Source organism: Streptomyces torulosus, assembly GCF_001419765.1.
In the GTDB taxonomy this organism is placed as follows: domain Bacteria; phylum Actinomycetota; class Actinomycetes; order Streptomycetales; family Streptomycetaceae; genus Streptomyces; species Streptomyces torulosus.
In genome coordinates, this window is record NZ_LIRK01000277.1 from 1 (window position 1) to 2,191 (window position 2,191).

General features: G+C 68.2%; 2 protein-coding genes. One reads left to right on the plus strand and one right to left on the minus strand.

The window, feature by feature from the left end; all coding sequences use genetic code 11:
• A partial coding sequence (locus tag AOK23_RS20130) for an MFS transporter (protein WP_206336244.1) occupies positions 1–1,208 on the minus strand: 1,208 nt, incomplete at its 3' end.
• Between the two features lie 142 nt (positions 1,209–1,350).
• Between AOK23_RS20130 and AOK23_RS20135 the strand changes: the two genes are divergently transcribed.
• On the plus strand, positions 1,351–1,908 hold the full coding sequence (locus AOK23_RS20135; protein WP_055714093.1) for a MarR family winged helix-turn-helix transcriptional regulator: 558 nt from the start codon (positions 1,351–1,353) through the stop codon (positions 1,906–1,908).
• Positions 1,909–2,191 lie beyond the last annotated feature (283 nt).

Genomic DNA, 2,191 nt, shown 5'->3' on the forward strand with positions numbered 1-2,191 from the left:
CCCGTAAGCACCCGCCCCAACCGAACCGCCAGCACCACGATCCCCAGCGAGAACAACAGGAACACCACCACATACGCCGCATGCCACGACGCCCCCATGGGCCCACCCACCGCCGGCCCCACAGCCAACGCCAACTGCTTCACCAGCGCGAACGCGGAGTTGTACTGCCCCGCCATCCCCTCCGGCGCCAGATCCGCCACCAGCGGAGCCACCGTCGGCGACAGCATCGCCTCACCCAGCCCGAACAACGCGTACGTGGACACGAACGCCGCCGTGGCCATCGTCTGGCTCACCTGCCCGAGCCCCGCGACCCCGGCGACCCCCCACGCCACGGCCCAGATCAGCCCGACAGCCGCGATCACCCGAGACCGCCGACGCCGCTCCACGAACCGCAGCACGACGAACTGCGCCACCACGATCACCGCGGTGTTCGCCGCCAATGCCGTACCGAGCGCGGACGTCGATATCCCCGCCGCCTCGACCCCGTACGCACTGAGCCCCGACTCGAACTGCCCGTAGCAGGCGAAGAACAGCACGAACCCCAGCACGCTCAGCTGCACCATGGCCCGATTGCCGAGCAACTGCTTCCAGCTCTGCTTGGCAGATCCCGTCGCCCCGGCAGCACCTGCCGGCACCTCCGTGCCCTTCGCCGCCCGAGGCATCCGCACGGTCGCCATCACAGCGACGAGCAGCAGGAACATCGCCGCCTGTATGGAGAACAGCAGCGTGAAGGACCCCGCGCGCGAGGGGTCCACGAGATGCCCGCCTATGAGCCCGCCGACACCGAGCCCCAGGTTCTGCAGAAAGAACTGCGTCGCGAAGGCCCGTGACCGCGTCTCCGCACCGGAGCAGTCGACGATCATCGTCGCCAGCGCCGGCTGCATCACGGCCTGCCCGGCCCCGAGCGCGGCCGCGGACAGCAGCACGCTCGTCGCACCGGCGGCCAGCCCGAGGCTCATCGACCCGACGGCAGCGGTGACCAGGGCGGCGAGCAGCACCGGAAGCGGACCGCGCCTGACTATGGCCCATCCGGCGAACGGCAGCACCACGAGCGCGGCCACGGCGAAGATCGCGAGCACGAGCCCCGCCGTCGTCGCACCGAGATCCCGCACCTGCGCCACATAGACGTACAGATACGGGACGGTGAAGCCGAGTCCGAACGCGCCGAGCGCGTTGCCCACATGAATCCGACGCATCGCTGCGCCCATCCCCCTGGTCACGTTCACCTGCCTAGGTAGAAGAAGCCTCCACCAAGCGTTAGAGGTGAAGACTTCGAAGCTAAAACTTAGAAGCTAAACACTACACCTCGAAGGACTTCGATGCCAAGCGATGGCGTGCCATACTGCGGCCATGGGCGACACCCCGGGCAGCAACGGCACCGCCGAGCCGACACTCGAAGAGCAGATCGCCGCGTACCAGCGCGAGTTCCAGGGCCTCGACCCCCAGGTCGAGAAGATCGTCTCGGCGCTCTCCCGCCTCAACCGCCGGATGCACGTCGCCTACGGTCGCCAGACCGCCGCACTCGGCATCAGCAACGCGGAGTGGGAGGTCCTCAAGGCCCTCGTCCTCTCCGGTGCCCCGTACCGCATGGGCCCGAGCGACCTCGCCAAGCGGCTCGGTCTCACCCCGGCCGCCATGACCCACCGGATCGACCGCATGGTCACCGAGGGCCTGGTGACCAGGGAGCGCGACGAGACCAACCGGGTCCGCGTCATCGTGGAGCTGACCCCCGACGGCCGGGAGAAGTGGCTGGAGGCCATGCGCCTCGCCTCGGTCTTCGAGGAGGACCTCCTCCAGGACCTCTCTCCCCTGGAGCGCACCGTCCTCGGCGAGGTCCTGACCCGACTCCTGCGCCGTGTCGAGGACGCCCAGCCGGACGCCGGCGGCCGGCTCACCGACCTGGACTGAGGCCGTACGCTTGAGGGGCGCCCAAGGTTTGACCACGGGCCACCGAGGGGATGCTTGACAGTCCACCCGCAGATCCGTAGAATTCTTCGGGTTGCCACGGAGCCGTAACGGTTCTGCGACAGCACCTCCGCCGCAGAAGCGGCACCCAAACCAACCAGTGCGATCTCCCAGCCGGGATGAATTCGGCGTGCCCGAATTCAATTCGATTTGGGTTCGACAGGCCCGATTGGGAACTGCCGAGCAGATCCGCTAAGGTTTGAGACGTCGGAACGGCCCAACAGCC

Bases quoted from the DNA above. Each gene is read 5' to 3' on its own strand.
- AOK23_RS20135 (WP_055714093.1), top strand. From the start codon at position 1,351: ATGGGCGACACCCCGGGCAGCAACGGCACCGCCGAGCCGACACTCGAA.